16 protein-coding genes and 1 riboswitch are annotated in these 16117 nt (G+C 32.1%); of the genes, 3 read left to right on the top strand and 13 right to left on the bottom strand.

Annotated features, from left to right (window positions below; genetic code table 11):
• Positions 1-15: 15 nt before the first annotated feature.
• The 5 genes from B7R65_RS15485 to B7R65_RS15465 all read right to left on the bottom strand — a co-directional run bounded on the left by B7R65_RS15485 (position 16) and on the right by B7R65_RS15465 (position 4978).
• Positions 16-654, bottom strand: coding sequence for a response regulator transcription factor (locus B7R65_RS15485; RefSeq protein ID WP_088043710.1), 639 nt, complete (start codon positions 652-654; stop codon positions 16-18).
• Positions 655-826: 172 nt separating this feature from the next.
• Positions 827-1813: a zinc-dependent alcohol dehydrogenase family protein gene (locus tag B7R65_RS15480; RefSeq protein WP_088043709.1), complete on the bottom strand. Its 987-nt coding sequence runs from the start codon at positions 1811-1813 to the stop codon at positions 827-829.
• Positions 1814-2081: 268 nt separating this feature from the next.
• Positions 2082-2648, bottom strand: a complete 567-nt coding sequence (locus B7R65_RS15475; protein ID WP_088043707.1) for a TetR/AcrR family transcriptional regulator — start codon at positions 2646-2648, stop codon at positions 2082-2084.
• Positions 2649-2665: 17 nt separating this feature from the next.
• Positions 2666-3361: an MBL fold metallo-hydrolase gene (locus B7R65_RS15470; protein WP_088043706.1), complete on the bottom strand. Its 696-nt coding sequence runs from the start codon at positions 3359-3361 to the stop codon at positions 2666-2668.
• 144 nt (positions 3362-3505) lie between these two features.
• On the bottom strand, positions 3506-4978 hold the full coding sequence (locus B7R65_RS15465) for an amino acid permease (protein ID WP_088043705.1): 1473 nt from the start codon (positions 4976-4978) through the stop codon (positions 3506-3508).
• Between the two features lie 198 nt (positions 4979-5176).
• A riboswitch (Lysine riboswitch) is annotated at positions 5177-5357 on the bottom strand.
• Between the two features lie 399 nt (positions 5358-5756).
• Here B7R65_RS15465 and B7R65_RS15460 point away from each other — a divergent pair.
• The 3 genes from B7R65_RS15460 to pdxK all read left to right on the top strand — a co-directional run bounded on the left by B7R65_RS15460 (position 5757) and on the right by pdxK (position 8465).
• Positions 5757-6299: a copper resistance CopC family protein gene (locus B7R65_RS15460; RefSeq protein WP_088043704.1), complete on the top strand. Its 543-nt coding sequence runs from the start codon at positions 5757-5759 to the stop codon at positions 6297-6299.
• Positions 6296-7375: a copper resistance D family protein gene (locus tag B7R65_RS15455; protein WP_088043703.1), complete on the top strand. Its 1080-nt coding sequence runs from the start codon at positions 6296-6298 to the stop codon at positions 7373-7375. Before B7R65_RS15460 ends, B7R65_RS15455 begins: the two co-directional genes overlap by 4 nt.
• A gap of 271 nt (positions 7376-7646) precedes the next feature.
• Positions 7647-8465 (top strand): pyridoxine/pyridoxal/pyridoxamine kinase, encoded by an 819-nt coding sequence (pdxK, locus tag B7R65_RS15450; RefSeq protein WP_088043702.1) that lies wholly within the window; start codon positions 7647-7649, stop codon positions 8463-8465.
• 61 nt (positions 8466-8526) lie between these two features.
• Here the strand turns inward: pdxK and B7R65_RS15445 are convergent, their stop codons facing one another.
• The 8 genes from B7R65_RS15445 to B7R65_RS15410 form a co-directional block, all read right to left on the bottom strand.
• Entirely contained in the window at positions 8527-9234 is a 708-nt protein-coding gene (locus tag B7R65_RS15445) for a nitroreductase family protein (protein WP_088043701.1), read from the bottom strand.
• Positions 9235-9350: 116 nt separating this feature from the next.
• Positions 9351-9773 (bottom strand): RrF2 family transcriptional regulator, encoded by a 423-nt coding sequence (locus B7R65_RS15440; protein ID WP_088043700.1) that lies wholly within the window; start codon positions 9771-9773, stop codon positions 9351-9353.
• Positions 9774-9949: 176 nt separating this feature from the next.
• Positions 9950-11461 carry an MDR family MFS transporter gene (locus tag B7R65_RS15435; RefSeq protein WP_088043699.1) on the bottom strand — a complete coding sequence of 504 codons (1512 nt, stop codon included), beginning with the start codon at positions 11459-11461 and terminating at the stop codon, positions 9950-9952.
• A 33-nt stretch (positions 11462-11494) separates the two neighbouring features.
• On the bottom strand, positions 11495-11695 hold the full coding sequence (locus B7R65_RS15430; RefSeq protein WP_218780445.1) for a hypothetical protein: 201 nt from the start codon (positions 11693-11695) through the stop codon (positions 11495-11497).
• Between the two features lie 349 nt (positions 11696-12044).
• Positions 12045-12581 (bottom strand): MFS transporter, encoded by a 537-nt coding sequence (locus B7R65_RS15425; RefSeq protein WP_088043697.1) that lies wholly within the window; start codon positions 12579-12581, stop codon positions 12045-12047.
• Between the two features lie 4 nt (positions 12582-12585).
• Entirely contained in the window at positions 12586-14022 is a 1437-nt protein-coding gene (locus tag B7R65_RS15420; RefSeq protein WP_256941345.1) for an FAD-binding oxidoreductase, read from the bottom strand.
• A gap of 143 nt (positions 14023-14165) precedes the next feature.
• Positions 14166-15584 (bottom strand): PH domain-containing protein, encoded by a 1419-nt coding sequence (locus B7R65_RS15415; RefSeq protein ID WP_218780444.1) that lies wholly within the window; start codon positions 15582-15584, stop codon positions 14166-14168.
• Complete coding sequence (locus tag B7R65_RS15410) at positions 15577-16056, bottom strand: PH domain-containing protein (RefSeq protein ID WP_088043695.1); 480 nt, start codon at positions 16054-16056, stop codon at positions 15577-15579. The genes B7R65_RS15415 and B7R65_RS15410 overlap by 8 nt, the downstream gene beginning before the upstream one ends.
• Positions 16057-16117 lie beyond the last annotated feature (61 nt).

Below are 16117 nucleotides of genomic sequence, written 5' to 3'. Positions count from 1 at the left end.
CTTCAGCCCCTCGCGTTAATCCACTTTCCCTGTTATATAGAAAATAGCAATTTGTGTGCGATGTTCTAACCCTGTTTTTGCTAAAATCGAAGTAATGTAATTCGCGACTGTTCCTTCAGAAATATAGATTTGCTTTGAAATTTCTTTATTTGAAAAACCTTTTGCTATTAACGACATTACATCTAACTCTCTTTGTGTAAATTGACTTGTATCGATTTTTGTTTCAGATCTATTTGATTGATTTAAGTTTGATCTAATTTTATCTAATACTAGATCTTGCATGATCGTATTACCATAGTAAACACTTTTAATGGCCTCACGAATCCGTTCTGGATCATTGTTTTTTAGTAAATATCCCTTTGCACCGTTTTTAACAGCATCAATAATATATTCATCATCATCAAAAGTCGTTAAAATAAGTGGTTTCGTCTTCGTCTGCTCAGATATAAGCTTTGTAGCTTCCACACCATTCATATTCGGCATCCGTACATCTAAAAGCGCAACATCTACTTGATTGTTTTGACAATATTTGAATGCCTCACTACCATCATTTACAGTCTCCAGAACTTCAAATTCGTCGTATGAACTTAAGATGATTTTGAGCCCCTCTCTAATAAATGAATTATCATCAGCTATAATTAGTTTTATTTTCATACGAATAAAGGGAAAGAAATTTTGTCCCTTGTTCACATCCTTTTATATCATGAATTATATTTCCATTATATACCTCTTTTAAACAATATCCATTAGAAGAATAATATCCTATTTATTTCAATTCAAAAAAATAAATCCCTTCTACAAAAGCAAAAGGGATTTTACAAACACATTATTTATTTACGATTAACACTTTACCAAACTCTATTTCTTTATTCTCTAAATAATCATGAGCTTCTTTCACTTGATCAAACGTAAAGCATTTAGGATTAATAAGGGGTTTTAATTTATTGTCTTCCACAAGACTAGCGATTTGATTTAATATAGCCGCATGCAATTTACGCCCTTCTTCTGTTCGCTGAGTCAGCATTATAAAAATAACATGCAATGATAAAGACTTGTTATGTAAAATGGTTAAATCATGAGTTGAGCGAGCAGCGATAGCAAGAACACTTCCGCCTGCTTTAACAGCATAAAATGATTTATCTAAATTTTCATTACCGACTGTATCAAAGACAATATCAAATCCTTTGCCATCCGTTAAACGACCGACATACTCATCAACCGTTTCTTCTTTGTAGTTAATGACATAATCTACGCCAAGTGATCGAACTAGTTCGGCTTTTTCATTCGAGGAAACTGTAGTAGATACGATTGCACCTAAAGCTTTAGCAACTTGTATTGCGATATGACCTACTCCACCTGTACCTCCGTGAATCAAAATATGATCACCTTTTTTCATATTCCCTCGATCAACTAATGCCTCCCATGCTGTAATTGAAGTTAAAGGCAAGCTTGCCGCTTCTTCAATAGGTAAATTACTAGGAGTTTTGGAAATCACATTTTCATCGATGACTAAAAAATCTGAAAGAGCACCTCCAAATACATTTAAGCCATAAACGAAATCTCCGACTGAAAAACGCGATACATTCTCTCCAATTTCAACAATTTCACCAGAGAAATCACTATGTAGGATCATCGGAAAATTCGGTTGGAACGCATTCGGAACGACCCCTTTTCTAATTTTTGTATCAATTGGATTTATACTCGTAGCAGATACCTTTACTAAAACCTCATTCCCTTTAGGCTTAGGTCGAGAAATATCAGATGTTTTAAATTCAGAGCTATCTCCATACTGATGAATTAAAATTGCTTTCATGAATACGCCTTCTTTCGAATGGAAATTTTTTCTATAATTGTATCATAAACTAATTAATACAATCTTTTTCACACTATTTGCTAGACTGTTAAATTATAAAGTTATAAATTCAAAAAAATTCGGGACCTGATGATTCTCCGAATTTCTACTTTCAATGTGTACCTTCCTACTACGCTTCAGAAATTAAATCGAATTAAATCTTCATTCCTACAGCTATTTACTTACAAGAACCAATAAAGATCACTGTCGAGTTACTAAACAGGTACTTTTAGGATTGCATTTTACTATTTTGCAGAAATTTTTTCAGTGTAAATAAAACACTATCGTGTATCGGAATATTTATTCCAAATCCTTCATGACTTTCAAGAGATACAAACCCATGGAGAATACTTCTAAGTCCTCTAACCGTATGAATCAAGTCTATTTCACTTAATTTAAACGGATTAAGAACATTAAAAATTAATTCCAATATTTTTTTGCCCATTGAATGATATTCATTTCCTAACGTATGATTTGACGATAATGTCGCTTGATATAAGCCTGGATGATTTCTGGCAAAATCAATATAGGCGAATGCTAAAGAATAAATCGCTTCGTCTTTATCTTTTGATTTAACAGACGCTTCAAGCTGATCGTAAAGTTGAGTAATTCCATAAATTGCGACTTTATTTTTTAGTTCATCTAAATTTTTTATATGATTATAAATAGAAGGAGGTTGAATCGTTAGTTTTTTAGCTAAATAACTAATGGTTAAAGCCTCCCACCCTTCATTATCAACAATTTCAATAGATTTTTTTAATAACTCATTAAAATTCAAACCAATTCTAGGTGACATTACATGTTCTCCTTACTTTATTTCTTGATAATTGCTCTCTCGATTGCATTTTGTGGATTACTTAGCATAGTTCCGTGCCCAACAGCTAATAATGAAGGATTATATTTCAATATTTTTTTAGCGCTATTAATCGCTTCATCTTTATTCCAAGTAGCTAATGAGGGAAATGGAAATAAAATTCTTAATTGACCAGATATGGCAAACCCACCTCTTAAAGAAAATGCATCTCCAGCAATAACAGCGTTCGTCCGTTGATCTAAAAATGCCATAGAACCAGGTGTATGTCCAGGTACTTCAATGGCTAATAATGATCCAATCATATCTCCTTCTTGCAAAAGTCTGTCTGGGACCGTTTGAATGTTCTTCGGAATTCCACCTTTAATAGGGAAATTAGCTGGCTCATTTTCTTCTAAACTAGCATCCCCTCTTAATAATTTAGCATCTCTTTTTGAGATTGAAACAATAGCGTCTGGTAAAGATGCTTTCAACTCATCTAAAGATCCTACATGATCACCATGTGCATGTGTCAATACGATATTCGTAATTTTTTTACCAATTTGATTTGATACATCTAAAATTTTATTTGCGCTAAACGATAACGCAGTATCTATTAATGTAAGTCCATCGTCTTCTTCAATTAAAAAACAGTTCACAGGGAAAAAATTAGGTAAAAAGCTTATTTGATAAAGAAAATTATTTTGAGTAACCTTCATAAAAAAAACCTCCTAATGAAAACTAATGGTATTAGTTTTATAATACTAATGATATTAGTTTTTGTGAACAAAAATGTCAATTTTTTAATAAAAATAATTAAATCAACTAAAAACCCTTCCATCAAATGACGGAAGGGCTACATTTTATTTTCTGCTTAAGTCCATTTCTTTATAAGGAACGACTTTAGTATTATGTTTAAATTTATAAACTAACCAAACGATTAAAAATACTGGAATTCCGATATACGAAACTAGAACACCTTGCCAATCGATTACATGACCAGTAAATGCTTGGTAGTTTTGAGCTAACACGATAAATAAACATGCTAAGAACGCTAAGATTGGTCCTAGTGGGAACCATTTTGCACGGTATGGCAGATCATTTAAATCTTTCCCTTGAGCAAGATAGCCTTTACGGAAACGATAATGTGAAATTGCAATACCTAACCATGCGATAAAACCAGATAATCCAGATAAATTTAATAACCAAGTATATACTTGACCTTCACCGAAAAATGAAGTTAAACATGCTAGTGAGCCAACAGCCAGTGTTACATATAAAGCATTTGTTGGTACACCGTTTTTATTTACTTTTGTTAAGAATTTAGGAGCTTTCCCCTCAATCGCTAAAGTATATAACATACGAGTTGAAGCATACGTACCACTATTCCCAGCTGATAAAACTGAAGTTAAAATAACCGTGTTCATTACAGATGCAGCAAACGCAATTCCAATTTTCTCAAAAACTAACGTAAATGGACTTACCGCAACATCACCTCGCATTAAATCAGGGTCAGTATAGGGTATTAATAAACCAATAACGAAAATTGCTAACACATAGAATAAAAGGATACGCCAGAAAATTTGACGGATTGCTTTTGGAACATTTTTTTCTGGGTGTTCTGTCTCACCAGCAGCTACCCCAATTAATTCTGTACCTTGGAATGAAAAACCAGCAACAATAAAGATTGATAAAACTCCTAAAAATCCATTATGGAAAGGAGCATTTCCAGCAGTAAAGTTTTTGAAGCCAACATTTTCTCCACCTAAAATACCAAAAATCATTGCAATACCAACTACTAAAAAGACAATAACTGTTACAACTTTGATTAAAGAGAACCAAAACTCAGACTCGCCATAACCTTTAACTGATAGTAAATTTAAGCCTAAAATGATAATTAAAAATATAGCACTCCATAATACAGCCGGAGTATGAGGGAACCAATATTTCATTAACATAGCAGAAGCAACTAATTCAAATGCTAATGTAATTGCCCAGTTATACCAATAGTTCCAACCCATTGCAAAACCGAAAGCAGGATCTACATAACGAGATGCATACGTACTAAATGAACCAGAAACTGGTAAATATGTAGCCATCTCTCCTAAACTTGTCATTAAGAAATAAACCATTAAACCAATTAAGCCATAAGCTAGTAAAGCTCCTCCTGGACCTGCTTCACTAATAGAAGAACCACTAGCTAAAAATAAGCCAGTTCCAATTGAACCACCAATTGAAATCATTGTTAAGTGTCTTGCTTTTAAGCCCCTTTTAAGAGCACCTTGCTGAGTAGCTGTTTCTACTCTTTCATTTTTTGGGAGATTCGATTGTCCCATCATGTTGCCTCCTCTTCATTCATGCAATATTATCTTTACGCAGAATTAGGGACGGTTCAAAAGTGTTGTATGATGTGTATTTTACACAGTAATTTCCAACATTATGTAAAGTTTGGAAACTTTGGAAAAATACAAAAAACACGTGAAGCAATGTTCACGTGTTTCAGACTCAATTTATGTGTCAAACAGCATCAACATCTCTTCAATAGCCCTCCACAAGAAAAAAACTTGTGACAGTCCTACGCTTATTCAGCAATAGGCCCAGCAACAAACTTGAATGGCAAATTTGTTACTTCGGCAGTTTTACCTTTAATTACTTTTCACAGGTACCATAAACCTCAAAGTAATGACTCATCAAAACTGCGCCTCTATCCATACGAGATAAAGATCATATTAAATTAAATTTTATAAATTCACTATACATTCTACTAATCTAGTTTGTCAATATATTATTCTACAAAATATGACAAAGACAATAAAATGGCTATAAAAAGGCAATAATCTAAGTAAAGTAACGAAAAAATATCTTTAAATTACTATTTTCCAATTCATTATTGTTATAATAAACCTCTATATTATTAAAAAGGACTATATTTTCTTACATTCAAATTGATCTTCAAAATACTTTTATTGATTAGCGAACACCACTTCACAAATACATCACATTTTTATAATAAGATTATTTTTAGCATAAAAAGTGGTTAATTTAACTTAGCGAATTCTATATTCATTCACTATTAAATTAAGCACTCATTCTTACATAAAGAAGGAGATTTATATGAAAAAAGGTTTATCATTTATCATTTTACTATTATTTTTATTCCCAACAATGGCGAGCGCACATACGAAACTTGAGTCGTCTAACCCATCTGAAGGTCAGGTTGTAACGGAACCAATTAAGCAAATTACGTTAGAATTTGAAGAAGCACTAGAACAATTAGGAACAATAAAGTTGTATCGCAATGGAAGCGACAATGTCGTTACAAAGGTCATAGTTAAAGATAATAAGTTGATTGCAAACTTACCATCTGGTTTAGAAAATGGTAATTATAAAATTGAATGGAAAGTAATTAGTGAAGATGGGCATCCAGTAACAGGACAAATATCATTTAAAGTACAATTAAAACAAGTTGAATCTAAATCTTCAACCGTAAAAAAGTCAACTGAAAAAGAAATAAAGGATAAATCGCCAAGTGCTGAAAAACAAAAAGAAGCTACACCAAAAAAAGAAAAATCTAAATACCTAATCCCGTTGATTGCAATCGGACTATTCGGTATCGCGTTAATGGCAGGTGGCGTAATGCTTTGGAATAGAAAATGAGTTATATTGTTCCATTTACAGAATTTATTACTTATATTCTTTATTCAATATTAGCTGGATCAATCGTATTGGAATTTATTCAAACTGAAAAAAAACCTTCAACAAATATTTCTAAGAGTGCAATTTATTGGATTATTATTGGAATCTTGGTCTTTTCACTGTTTCCAATTCTACGAGTGATCACCTTTTTCATAGACGATGTTAGTCTTAAAATGGCCGCATATTCAGTTTTTGTAAAAACGGCTATTGGTAATGCGTGGATTTACTTATGCATGTTTGCGCTTATGCTAGGAATTAATATTTATAATGACGGAAAAAAGTACTTTAATTTCTTTTGGTTATTATTAATGATTTTAAGTATAGGGTACGCAGGTCATATTACTTCAATGGATTTTTGGAAAGGGTTCATCTTCCAAAGTAGTCACTTTCTAATGGTATCTATCTGGAGTGGAATCTTATTTCATGTAGCATTTCTTTCAAAAGATACAAAAAACTATTCTAATTTTTTAAAATGGTTTACTCCCTTAGCGATAATTAGTGTAGTTATTATTTTTGCAAGTGGAATGATTTTAATGTTAGAAGAACTAAAACTTAAGGATTATATGACTGCTTGGTTATTACCATATGGACAAATGTTACTTTTAAAACATATAAGTATCATTCCCGTTTTGTTCTTTGCTTTTTTTAATGGATTTCTAATGAAGCAGTCTATTGAAGATTCTTCGAATAAAATAAAAAAATGGTTAAAAGCCGAGTATATCATAATTACATTAGTTTTCTTTTTTACCGGCATAATGAGTACGCAATCTCCTCCACATAATCTAAATTTAACATTAAAAACGGAAGGATCGTCTAAATGGATTGAATTTATTATGGGAATCGATATTCTTTCACCTATGAAAGTAGTATTTGCCTTTACATTAGAAGGATCATTGTTATTGGGTATGTCAATGACCTTCCTTGTTCTACTAATAATTAGCTTTATAAAAAAAACCAACATTATTTTACCTATAGCCTTTAGCTTTTGTTTTGTTATAACAATGTATCTTGGTCTCATGTACAACATAACAGTCTGACAAAAAAAGATTGTACTTATGTATTAATTACATACTGTACAATCTTTTTGTAATTTCTTCGATAATTATTTACTCGTCTTCTTTTTGGCACGTCGCAACCAAAAAAATATCTTGAATTGATATTTCACTATCCAAACTATGGGTATTTCAGAAAAGTTTAAATTACTCACATTATATTCCTCATATTGGTCCAATCTACTCTTATCCTTGTACCTTCTCCTTTCATTTCTGTATAATAATAACAATGTAAAATAAAGGAGGATATAGTCATATGACAGTTTATAAAGCTTTAACTCTTGCAGGATCCGATAGTAGCGGTGGTGCTGGATTACAAGCAGATATTAAAACATTTCAAGAGCGTAATGTTTATGGAATGAGTGCGATTACAACATTAGTTGCGATGGATCCTCATAATCATTGGCATCATCAAGTATTTCCAATTGACATAGAAACGATCGCAGCGCAGTTAGAGACAATCGTTGTAGGTGTTGGTATACAAGCAATGAAAACTGGCATGCTTGGTTCTGTAGAAGTCATTGAATTAGCTGCCAAGACAATTAAAAAACATTCTATTGACCGTGTAGTTGTCGATCCGGTTATGATTTGTAAAGGTAATGACGAAGCTCTGCACCCAGAAACAAATGATGCATTAAGAGAGATATTAGTTCCCCTTTCAACTGTTGTCACTCCAAACTTATTTGAGGCATCTCAATTAGCAAAAATGGAACCAATTAAGACAATCGAACAAATGGAAGAAGCAGCACGTAAAATTCATGCACTTGGTGCTAAATTTGTTCTAGTAAAAGGCGGAAGCAAAATCCAACATAAAAATGCAGTAGATGTATTATTTGACGGAGAAAAAATGGAGCGTTTAGAGTCAGATCGAATCGAAACGACTTACACTCACGGTGCTGGCTGTACATACTCAGCTGCGATAGCGGCTGAATTAGCTAAAGGGGTTGAGCCAAGAGAAGCGATTTATACAGCTAAGAAGTTTATTACAGAAGCAATTCGCCACTCATTCCCATTAAATGAATACGTAGGCCCTACAAACCATATGGCTTATCGCTTACATGGTGAGAATAAATAAGTAATTGAATTGATATAAAAAGGCGTTCTCCTAAATTGGAAAACGCCTTTTTAGTAACCTATTAAAATTTATCCCATGTCACAACTTCATCTAATGAAAGACGAACTTTTTCGAATCCAGCTTTAACGCCTTTACCTACAGAAATTAGCATAACTGGTTTAAAGTTTTCAGGTACATTAAAAGCTTCTACAAATTTCTCCTGATCAAATCCACCCATTGGAACTGTATCTAAACCTTTTGCTTTAGCAGCAAGCATTAATTGCATTGAAACTAATCCCCCATCGATCATCGCAACTTTAGTTGCAACTTCAGTTGGAAAACTACCATAGTTTTTAATGATTGATCCTACATAGAAGTCTTTAATTTCTTGTGTCATCATACCTTTTTCAACTAATTCATTGTATATGCGATCTGCATTTTTGTAAGCTTCAAGATCACCTAGAACTGCGATTACAACAGATGCATCAACAACTTGTTGCTGATTATTAGCGATAGGTAATAATTTTTCTTTCGTTTCTTGATTTTTAATAACAAGAAATCTCCAAGGCTGTAGATTTGATGAAGATGGCGCTTGAATTGCTATTTCTAATAACTCATTGATTTCAGCGTCATCCATTTGATAACTTGAATCATAATGACGAACAGAACGTCTTTCTTTAGCTACCGTAAAAAAATCTGTGCCTTCAATTTCTTTTGGCGCCTCACTCCCAAAATCTATTTCATTAACTTTATTTAAGTATTCTTCTTTGTCAGTTGAAATTTTTGACATCATAATCTCTCCTTATTAACTGTATTGTTTATAGATACAGTATAAAACTTTAACTGTATATTTGTCAACTACAGTTAATTTTAAAAAATAAAATCGAAACATAGTTTCGATTTCATTTAGTTAACTTCCTTTGGTAATAGATCAGAAATTGTTTTTTTAGATAAGCCCTCTACTAACCAGCTCTCCATCTCATCTTTTAAATTATATAAGGCTGAGCGTGTTGATGGGTCAAAACATTCCTTACTATTTACATCAAGAAAACCTTTTGAATATGGATCTGATCTCATTGCATCATATACATCTTTTAATGTTATTTCATTAACTTCTCTCGCTAAGTAATATCCACCATCACGACCTTCTTTTGCAGAAATGATTCCCGCTTTAACTAAATTAGCAAGAATTTTTCTTAAGAAAGTTGATTGTGCTTCAAGTTTTTGTGCCATAATTGCACTTGGACAAATTCCATCGTACTCTGCCAAAATAAGTAGAGATTGTAGTGCAAGTCCAAACCATTTCGTGCTAGAAACCTTATCTTTCAAGAGCTTTCACCTCAAATACTAGTCTAAACTATTTTGCAAAAAAGACAACCTACTTAATTAATAGTCCGAATAAAAGAAACATTAATAAAAAAACTTTTTAAAAACAACAATCTAATAGAATAAAGCCCAATAAAAAGAAGACCATAAAGGTCTTCTTCATTAGTTACTATGATAAATTATGAAGCATTGCTTTCAGCAACTTCTTTATCAGATAAACGCTCGTTCCCCATTAAGAAGATTGAGAAGAACGCTAATCCAACTGGAATAAGTGTCCATAAGAATGTATGAGAAATGGATGTCGAAAACACATCTGTAATTTTTGCTAAAATAGGTGCTGGAATGAACTTGCTAGCCTCTGGTGAAAAAGCTTGATTAATATTTGAAAAATCTTGAGGAGCTCCAGATTTAGCAAAAGAATCCGTGATTTTGTTTGTAAATACATTACGTTGAATAACACCAAATACTGTTATACCAACCGTCATTCCTAATGCACGTAAGAATGAATTTGTTGAGCTTGCTGAGCCGCGATTCTCATTATCGAAATGATGCATCGCAGACATACCAAGTACAGAGAATGATGCGCCAACTCCAAGTCCAACAATAATCATATATAAGATAACTTGGAACTTTGTTGTATCAGGAGTTAATGTACCTAAACAAATAATACCAATTAATAAAAGAATAACTGATACAATCATGATATTACGGTAACTAGTTTTATTTGCTAGTGCACCCCCAAATGCAGCAGAAACACTGACACTAACCATCATTGGTAATAAAACTAAACCTGAATTTGTAGCAGTACCGCCTTGGACAAACTGAATAAAGATTGGAATATAAATCGTAGCCGCAATAAAGGCAGCACCATAGAATAAACCGACAAAATTACTTGCTGCAAACAAGCGATACTTAAACATATCAAACGAGATAATTGGTTCAGATGCTTTTCTTTCGATAAATAAGAAAATAATAAGAAAAATAGCAAAACCAGCGAACAAACTTAAAATTTGAACAGAATCCCAAGCGTATTCTTTACCGCCTAACTCTAGCCCAAACATTAAGCAAACGATACTAATAACAAAAGTTGTTGCTCCCCACCAATCGATTTGTTGTCTTTGATGGTTTTTCGATTCATTATAGAAATAACTAATTAATCCAAGAGTTAATAATCCAAAAGGAATATTAATATAGAAAATCCAACGCCAGTCAATATAATCCGTAATATAAGCACCGATTAATGGACCAAGTACACTAGATAATCCAAAAACCGCACCAAAAATACCACTCATTTTACCACGTTTTTCAATAGGGAAGACATCCCAAATGATTGAAAAAGCAATTGGCATTAAAGCACTTCCACCGATACCTTGGATCGCACGGTAAATACTAAGTTGAACAATTGAATGAGCCGTACCGCAAAGGATTGACCCTCCAATGAATAAAATAATACCTAACATAAAAAATCTTTTTCTTCCATACATATCTGAAAGTTTACCGAAAATCGGCATACCCGCCATTTCTGTAACTAAATATGCTGAAGTAACCCAAACAAATTTATCATAACCACCTAGATCTTTTAAGATGGTTGGCATTGCAGTTGAAACAATTGTGTTATCAAGTGAAGCAAAAAATATCCCAAGTAATAACGCAATCATAACAGGAACCAATTTTGTTTCCTTTTGTTTCATACATATCTCCCCTTTAACAGCGATCCTTTTGAATCAGTCTTTATTAATGTATAGTATTGCATTACTCAATAGACCTAAACCTATTCCTATACCAAAACCTAAAAATCCTCCAACAATTATATGTGAAGTGAAATAACCTACTCCTAAACCAATTGTTAATCCTAAGATTACGAACGCAGCATAAAAAATCCCAACAGCTTCTTCATGTCTTAACATCATATCATTCCCTTTCATTTATATTTTTAAGTTCAAATAAACTAATTATCTAATGATTAAATCAAAATACATTATTTCTTTTAGTTAATATAACATTGTTTCGTTACTTCCACAATACACAAATTAGATAATCTCATTAGATTTTTTTATAAAAGCATAAATCTGAACTTAAAAACCTATAAACCTTAATATAGAAAGAGAAATATTCCTTTTTAAAAAATCATTTTAAGAATTCAATTAACAAAAAACAAAACATTGTTGTGTAAATACAGTACATCCTATTTATTATTCAAAACTTTTAAAAAAATCTCTTAACTTTGTTGCTAGATAAAGCAATAACCAACTTTTTTAGCAAGGCTCAAATTGATTAAACAACGACTTTACGATTTTTAAAAAGTTTAAATGCTAAACCTACTCCGCTTAAAAAGAAGAGCCAAGCCGCAAGATGAAACATAAAATGAATATCAATCGATTCTAATAAAATCCCTACACCAATAATACATAATGCAGTTACAAATGATGTCCAAAATAAATAGCTTCGATAAAAATCAGATGAAGCATTCATAAATAATCTTTTCTCTGCTAGTTTAAATAAAGCTGTAAAACTACCAAATAATAATTGGCCGATATATACAATTTTTATATTTTCAATGAGAGGTAACGAGAAGAATAATAAACTACAAAATAACGAGTGACACATCATCAATAAATATGGAGAAAAACGTTCAATATATCTTCCTCCAAAATAAACAACTACGCTCAAGCTTAATGAAAATAAACCGTACAATAAACTGAATACATCATAGCTATCCCCAATATTTCTCAAAAAAAGTACATAGTATGGAAAAACTAATGAACTACTGAAACCAATTATACTTAATAAGGTAATTAAAAACCGATTCATCACTTTACTCCCCGTAATTATGATAAAAGGTATTAATAAATACACCTTTCTTATCAAACTCTCTCTTCTTTTCAAAAAATTCATTTGTTCTAGGGTAAGCTAATTTCATTTGTTGTTTAGATTGATATGGATAATAAGGTAAATAATATGTCCCATTATGATCTAGTGTGATATCAGTCCATTTTTGAATGACATCTTTTGCATATTTAATGGATGATTGATCTTTGCCATGTTGAATTAGTACGACGAAAGCGAACATGTTATCTTTCGCATAATTTAAAACTGTTTCATCATCCTTTTCGACATAACGAATAGTGATATTGAGAATATTTAAGTTTTCACCTTGTAAATATTCTCTTACATCATCTATATACGGAACAAATTCATCGACAGGAACAAAAAATTCTTGAAGTACTTGAGTATCTTGTTTGTCTTCAAATTCCATAAATTTACTTTCAGATCGCATGACATTATTACGAGTTTCATAGTTTCCACTAAGTGAGTCGATAAAATGATATTGTATATTCCAGAAAATGTTTTTTCCTTCATCAGACGTACGAGACATCCCTAACGCTAGCTTTGGTAAAAATGAAGAATGATCTTCCTTCAACAACTTATCTGAATCAGTCATTTTGCGTGAAGTTTTCATATAGTTAATTGAATAAACGGAATCTAAAAAGCTATCTGGCGCGACCGAAATACGCCCAATGTGCATTTCTGCTTGCTTATTATTTAATACATTCTTTTTAAAATATGACGGATATTCATCATAATCCATCGTACTAGTCTCAATTTTATACAGTTCATTATTTGTCAATTGAAGTTCAACATCTAAAATTACACCAAATAATCCATATCCACCAAGAACATAAGGGAAAAGATCACTATTTTCTGGACGACTAACTTTTATTACATTTCCATCTGGAGTCAATAGTGTAAACCAATTAACTGTACTAGCTAATGAATGATTTCGAATATCACGACCATGTGCATTTACACTTAAAGAACCACCAACCGAAAATATTTCTTGAGATTGTGTCACCTTTAATGCAAGATTATACGGATTAATTGCTTTTTGGATATCTCCCCAAGTTGCACCACTTTCAACAATGACAGTTTTTCGAATAGGATCCACTTTTTTTACGTGATTAAACGATTTTAAGTCAATAACAACCCCATCTTTATAGTACGTATGACCACCCTGACTATGACGCTGACCTGCAATCGAAACTGTTTTTCCTTGTTGATTTGCGGTCTTCACAATTTTTTTTAATTGCTCAATCTCTTTCCCCTTCACTACACGGTCTATTTTAGTAGGAAGAAGATGCCCTACATCATCGATCATTCCATCCTTTAACATAACCGGCTTATTCCATAACGTATGTAATACAGTAAAAAATACCGTTAACAATAGAATACCAACTACTATTTTTCTCCACAAATTTGTTTCCTCCAATTGTTAAAATAAAATGATGAAAGTCCATAAAAAAAAGACGTGTTACATAAATTGTATGCACGTCTTCCCTAAAAATAAATTGCGCACATGATTAAATTCAAGGGAAATGTAGTCTCAAAAATAATATTTTAACTAAACCATCCGATCATTCGATTAACGTCTCTTTCATCTAAGTGATTCACTTGATATGTATGACCGAATTGGCTAGAAAGAATTGTAATATAGATTGATTTCAGTTTTACTCTTTTTTGTAGGATACTTTGTTCACCTATTAATACTTGTATCCGTTCCTTTGGCAGTATAGCAGTAGTTCTAGAAAAGTAACCTGAACGAAGGATCACTGTTCGATCTAACAAAGAATACCCTGCATTTCTATATCCTAATTCACCTATAAAAATACCAATTAAGACAATCCCGAATGCCCAAAATTGAATAAATGGAAGTAAAACGATCCCACTAGCAATTAATAAAAAGATAATTATGTTTCTCGCGTAATACGTTCTTCTAGCTCTTTTTGGTGCTAAATGGTAGATTTCACCATATACGATTGACGGTAGAAAATGATTTAAAAATAAAGGGACATCTCTTTTTTTTATAAAAGGATGCAGAACATGTCTTCCATACTCCTGCGAATCTCCCATTCCGACCGCTTCAACATATACAGTCGCATAGCCAAATAACTGGCGGAGAATACCTTCTTTTATGACAACACCTTGTATTCGTTTAGTTGAAACTGTAAACTCATTTTTTTCAAATATTCCACGTGAAATAATAAGTCGATTTTCGATTCGCTGAACAGTAAAGTTCGCAAACTTTAGCACATATCTTAATGTAGAAAATATTAAGGACAGCAATAAACATCCTAAAAATACGAAAAAAAACATCATATATGTGAATGATTGGATTTGATTATATAATGCTCCATAAAGACTTTTAGGCAATAAATCCTCGATTTGCGAAAATAATGATGCCAATACCGCAAATGCAATTCCAACTTCAAACGAAGTTAAGCCAGCTAAAATAAGTTTTTTCGTATCTACTTTCGTACAATAATCAACAGTTGGTTCATCAACTGGTTTTTGATTTTCTTCAGTTACATTAACATCTATTTTTTTCTTTTTAGAGCGTAAAATTTCATTTTTTAAAGCGAGTGCTTCATCCTTTGGGATCGCATTTAGTACCCCTTCTGCTTTCTTTCCACCAGCTGTTTCAATTCGTACACTAACGACATTAAAGAGTTGTTGAATAAATCCAGCGTTAATTGCAATTGATTGAATTCGTTCTTTTTGAATAAAAGTGTTTTCAATTACAAATAATCCCGAACGAATTCTAAATTCGTCTTCAGTCAAACAATAAGAAAATCGATACCATTTAATGATTGCTGAAGCAACAGGAAATACAACTAAAACAGCAGCAAACAAATATTGAAATATTGATCCTTTATCACCTGAGATTAATAAAATGATGATTGGAATGATAACATTTTTAATTTGTTCAATTAATACTGATAAAATATAAGCTGGATGTTGTCGTTTCGGCTCAAACATCATCATCACTGATCCTTGCTAAATAAACAATTTTATCTCTTAAATTCTCAGCAATATGATGCTCTAAGCCTTCAATTTTATGAGTGGTAGCAGCCGTGGAAATATTAACAGTAGATAAACCATATCGACGAAGTAATGGACCAACTTCTGTCGTAACATGTTGTACTCTTACCATTGGAATAATAATTCGTTTAATAACGAACATGCCTTTTTGAATTTCTAACTCATTTTCATAAATTTCATAAGCTGTATATTTCATTTTTAATGATGGCAAAAATAAAGTTGTAAAAAGGATTAGTCCAATAACGCCAACAGATAAAACGATTATAAAAAGAGTAGGAAATGAAAAATATCGCATCAGAAAATAATAAATAATTGGTAATGCAACTAGAGAAATACTACTAAGTAACGATGTAATTCTCCATACAGACCTCATCTTTGGTGATGGTCTTTGAGATGGATCTGACCTCATTTAATCACCTTTTCTATCTCTAAATTCACTCGACAATTATATCATAACATGAGAGCCACTT

It is taken from the genome of Bacillus sp. EAC (assembly GCF_002156875.1).
Taxonomy (GTDB): domain Bacteria; phylum Bacillota; class Bacilli; order Bacillales; family Bacillaceae_G; genus Gottfriedia.
Note: the sequence above shows the minus strand (reverse complement) of the source record. Positions and strands in the feature narration are given on the sequence as shown.

Coding starts and splice junctions, on each gene's coding strand:
- B7R65_RS15485 (WP_088043710.1), bottom strand. CDS start 654: ATGAAAATAAAACTAATTATAGCTGATGATAATTCATTTATTAGAGAG.
- B7R65_RS15480 (WP_088043709.1), bottom strand. CDS start 1,813: ATGAAAGCAATTTTAATTCATCAGTATGGAGATAGCTCTGAATTTAAA.
- B7R65_RS15475 (WP_088043707.1), bottom strand. CDS start 2,648: ATGTCACCTAGAATTGGTTTGAATTTTAATGAGTTATTAAAAAAATCT.
- B7R65_RS15470 (WP_088043706.1), bottom strand. CDS start 3,361: ATGAAGGTTACTCAAAATAATTTTCTTTATCAAATAAGCTTTTTACCT.
- B7R65_RS15465 (WP_088043705.1), bottom strand. CDS start 4,978: ATGGGACAATCGAATCTCCCAAAAAATGAAAGAGTAGAAACAGCTACT.
- B7R65_RS15460 (WP_088043704.1), top strand. CDS start 5,757: ATGAAAAAAGGTTTATCATTTATCATTTTACTATTATTTTTATTCCCA.
- B7R65_RS15455 (WP_088043703.1), top strand. CDS start 6,296: ATGAGTTATATTGTTCCATTTACAGAATTTATTACTTATATTCTTTAT.
- pdxK (WP_088043702.1), top strand. CDS start 7,647: ATGACAGTTTATAAAGCTTTAACTCTTGCAGGATCCGATAGTAGCGGT.
- B7R65_RS15445 (WP_088043701.1), bottom strand. CDS start 9,234: ATGTCAAAAATTTCAACTGACAAAGAAGAATACTTAAATAAAGTTAAT.
- B7R65_RS15435 (WP_088043699.1), bottom strand. CDS start 11,461: ATGAAACAAAAGGAAACAAAATTGGTTCCTGTTATGATTGCGTTATTA.
- B7R65_RS15430 (WP_218780445.1), bottom strand. CDS start 11,695: ATGAAAGGGAATGATATGATGTTAAGACATGAAGAAGCTGTTGGGATT.
- B7R65_RS15425 (WP_088043697.1), bottom strand. CDS start 12,581: ATGAATCGGTTTTTAATTACCTTATTAAGTATAATTGGTTTCAGTAGT.
- B7R65_RS15415 (WP_218780444.1), bottom strand. CDS start 15,584: ATGTTTGAGCCGAAACGACAACATCCAGCTTATATTTTATCAGTATTA.
- B7R65_RS15410 (WP_088043695.1), bottom strand. CDS start 16,056: ATGAGGTCAGATCCATCTCAAAGACCATCACCAAAGATGAGGTCTGTA.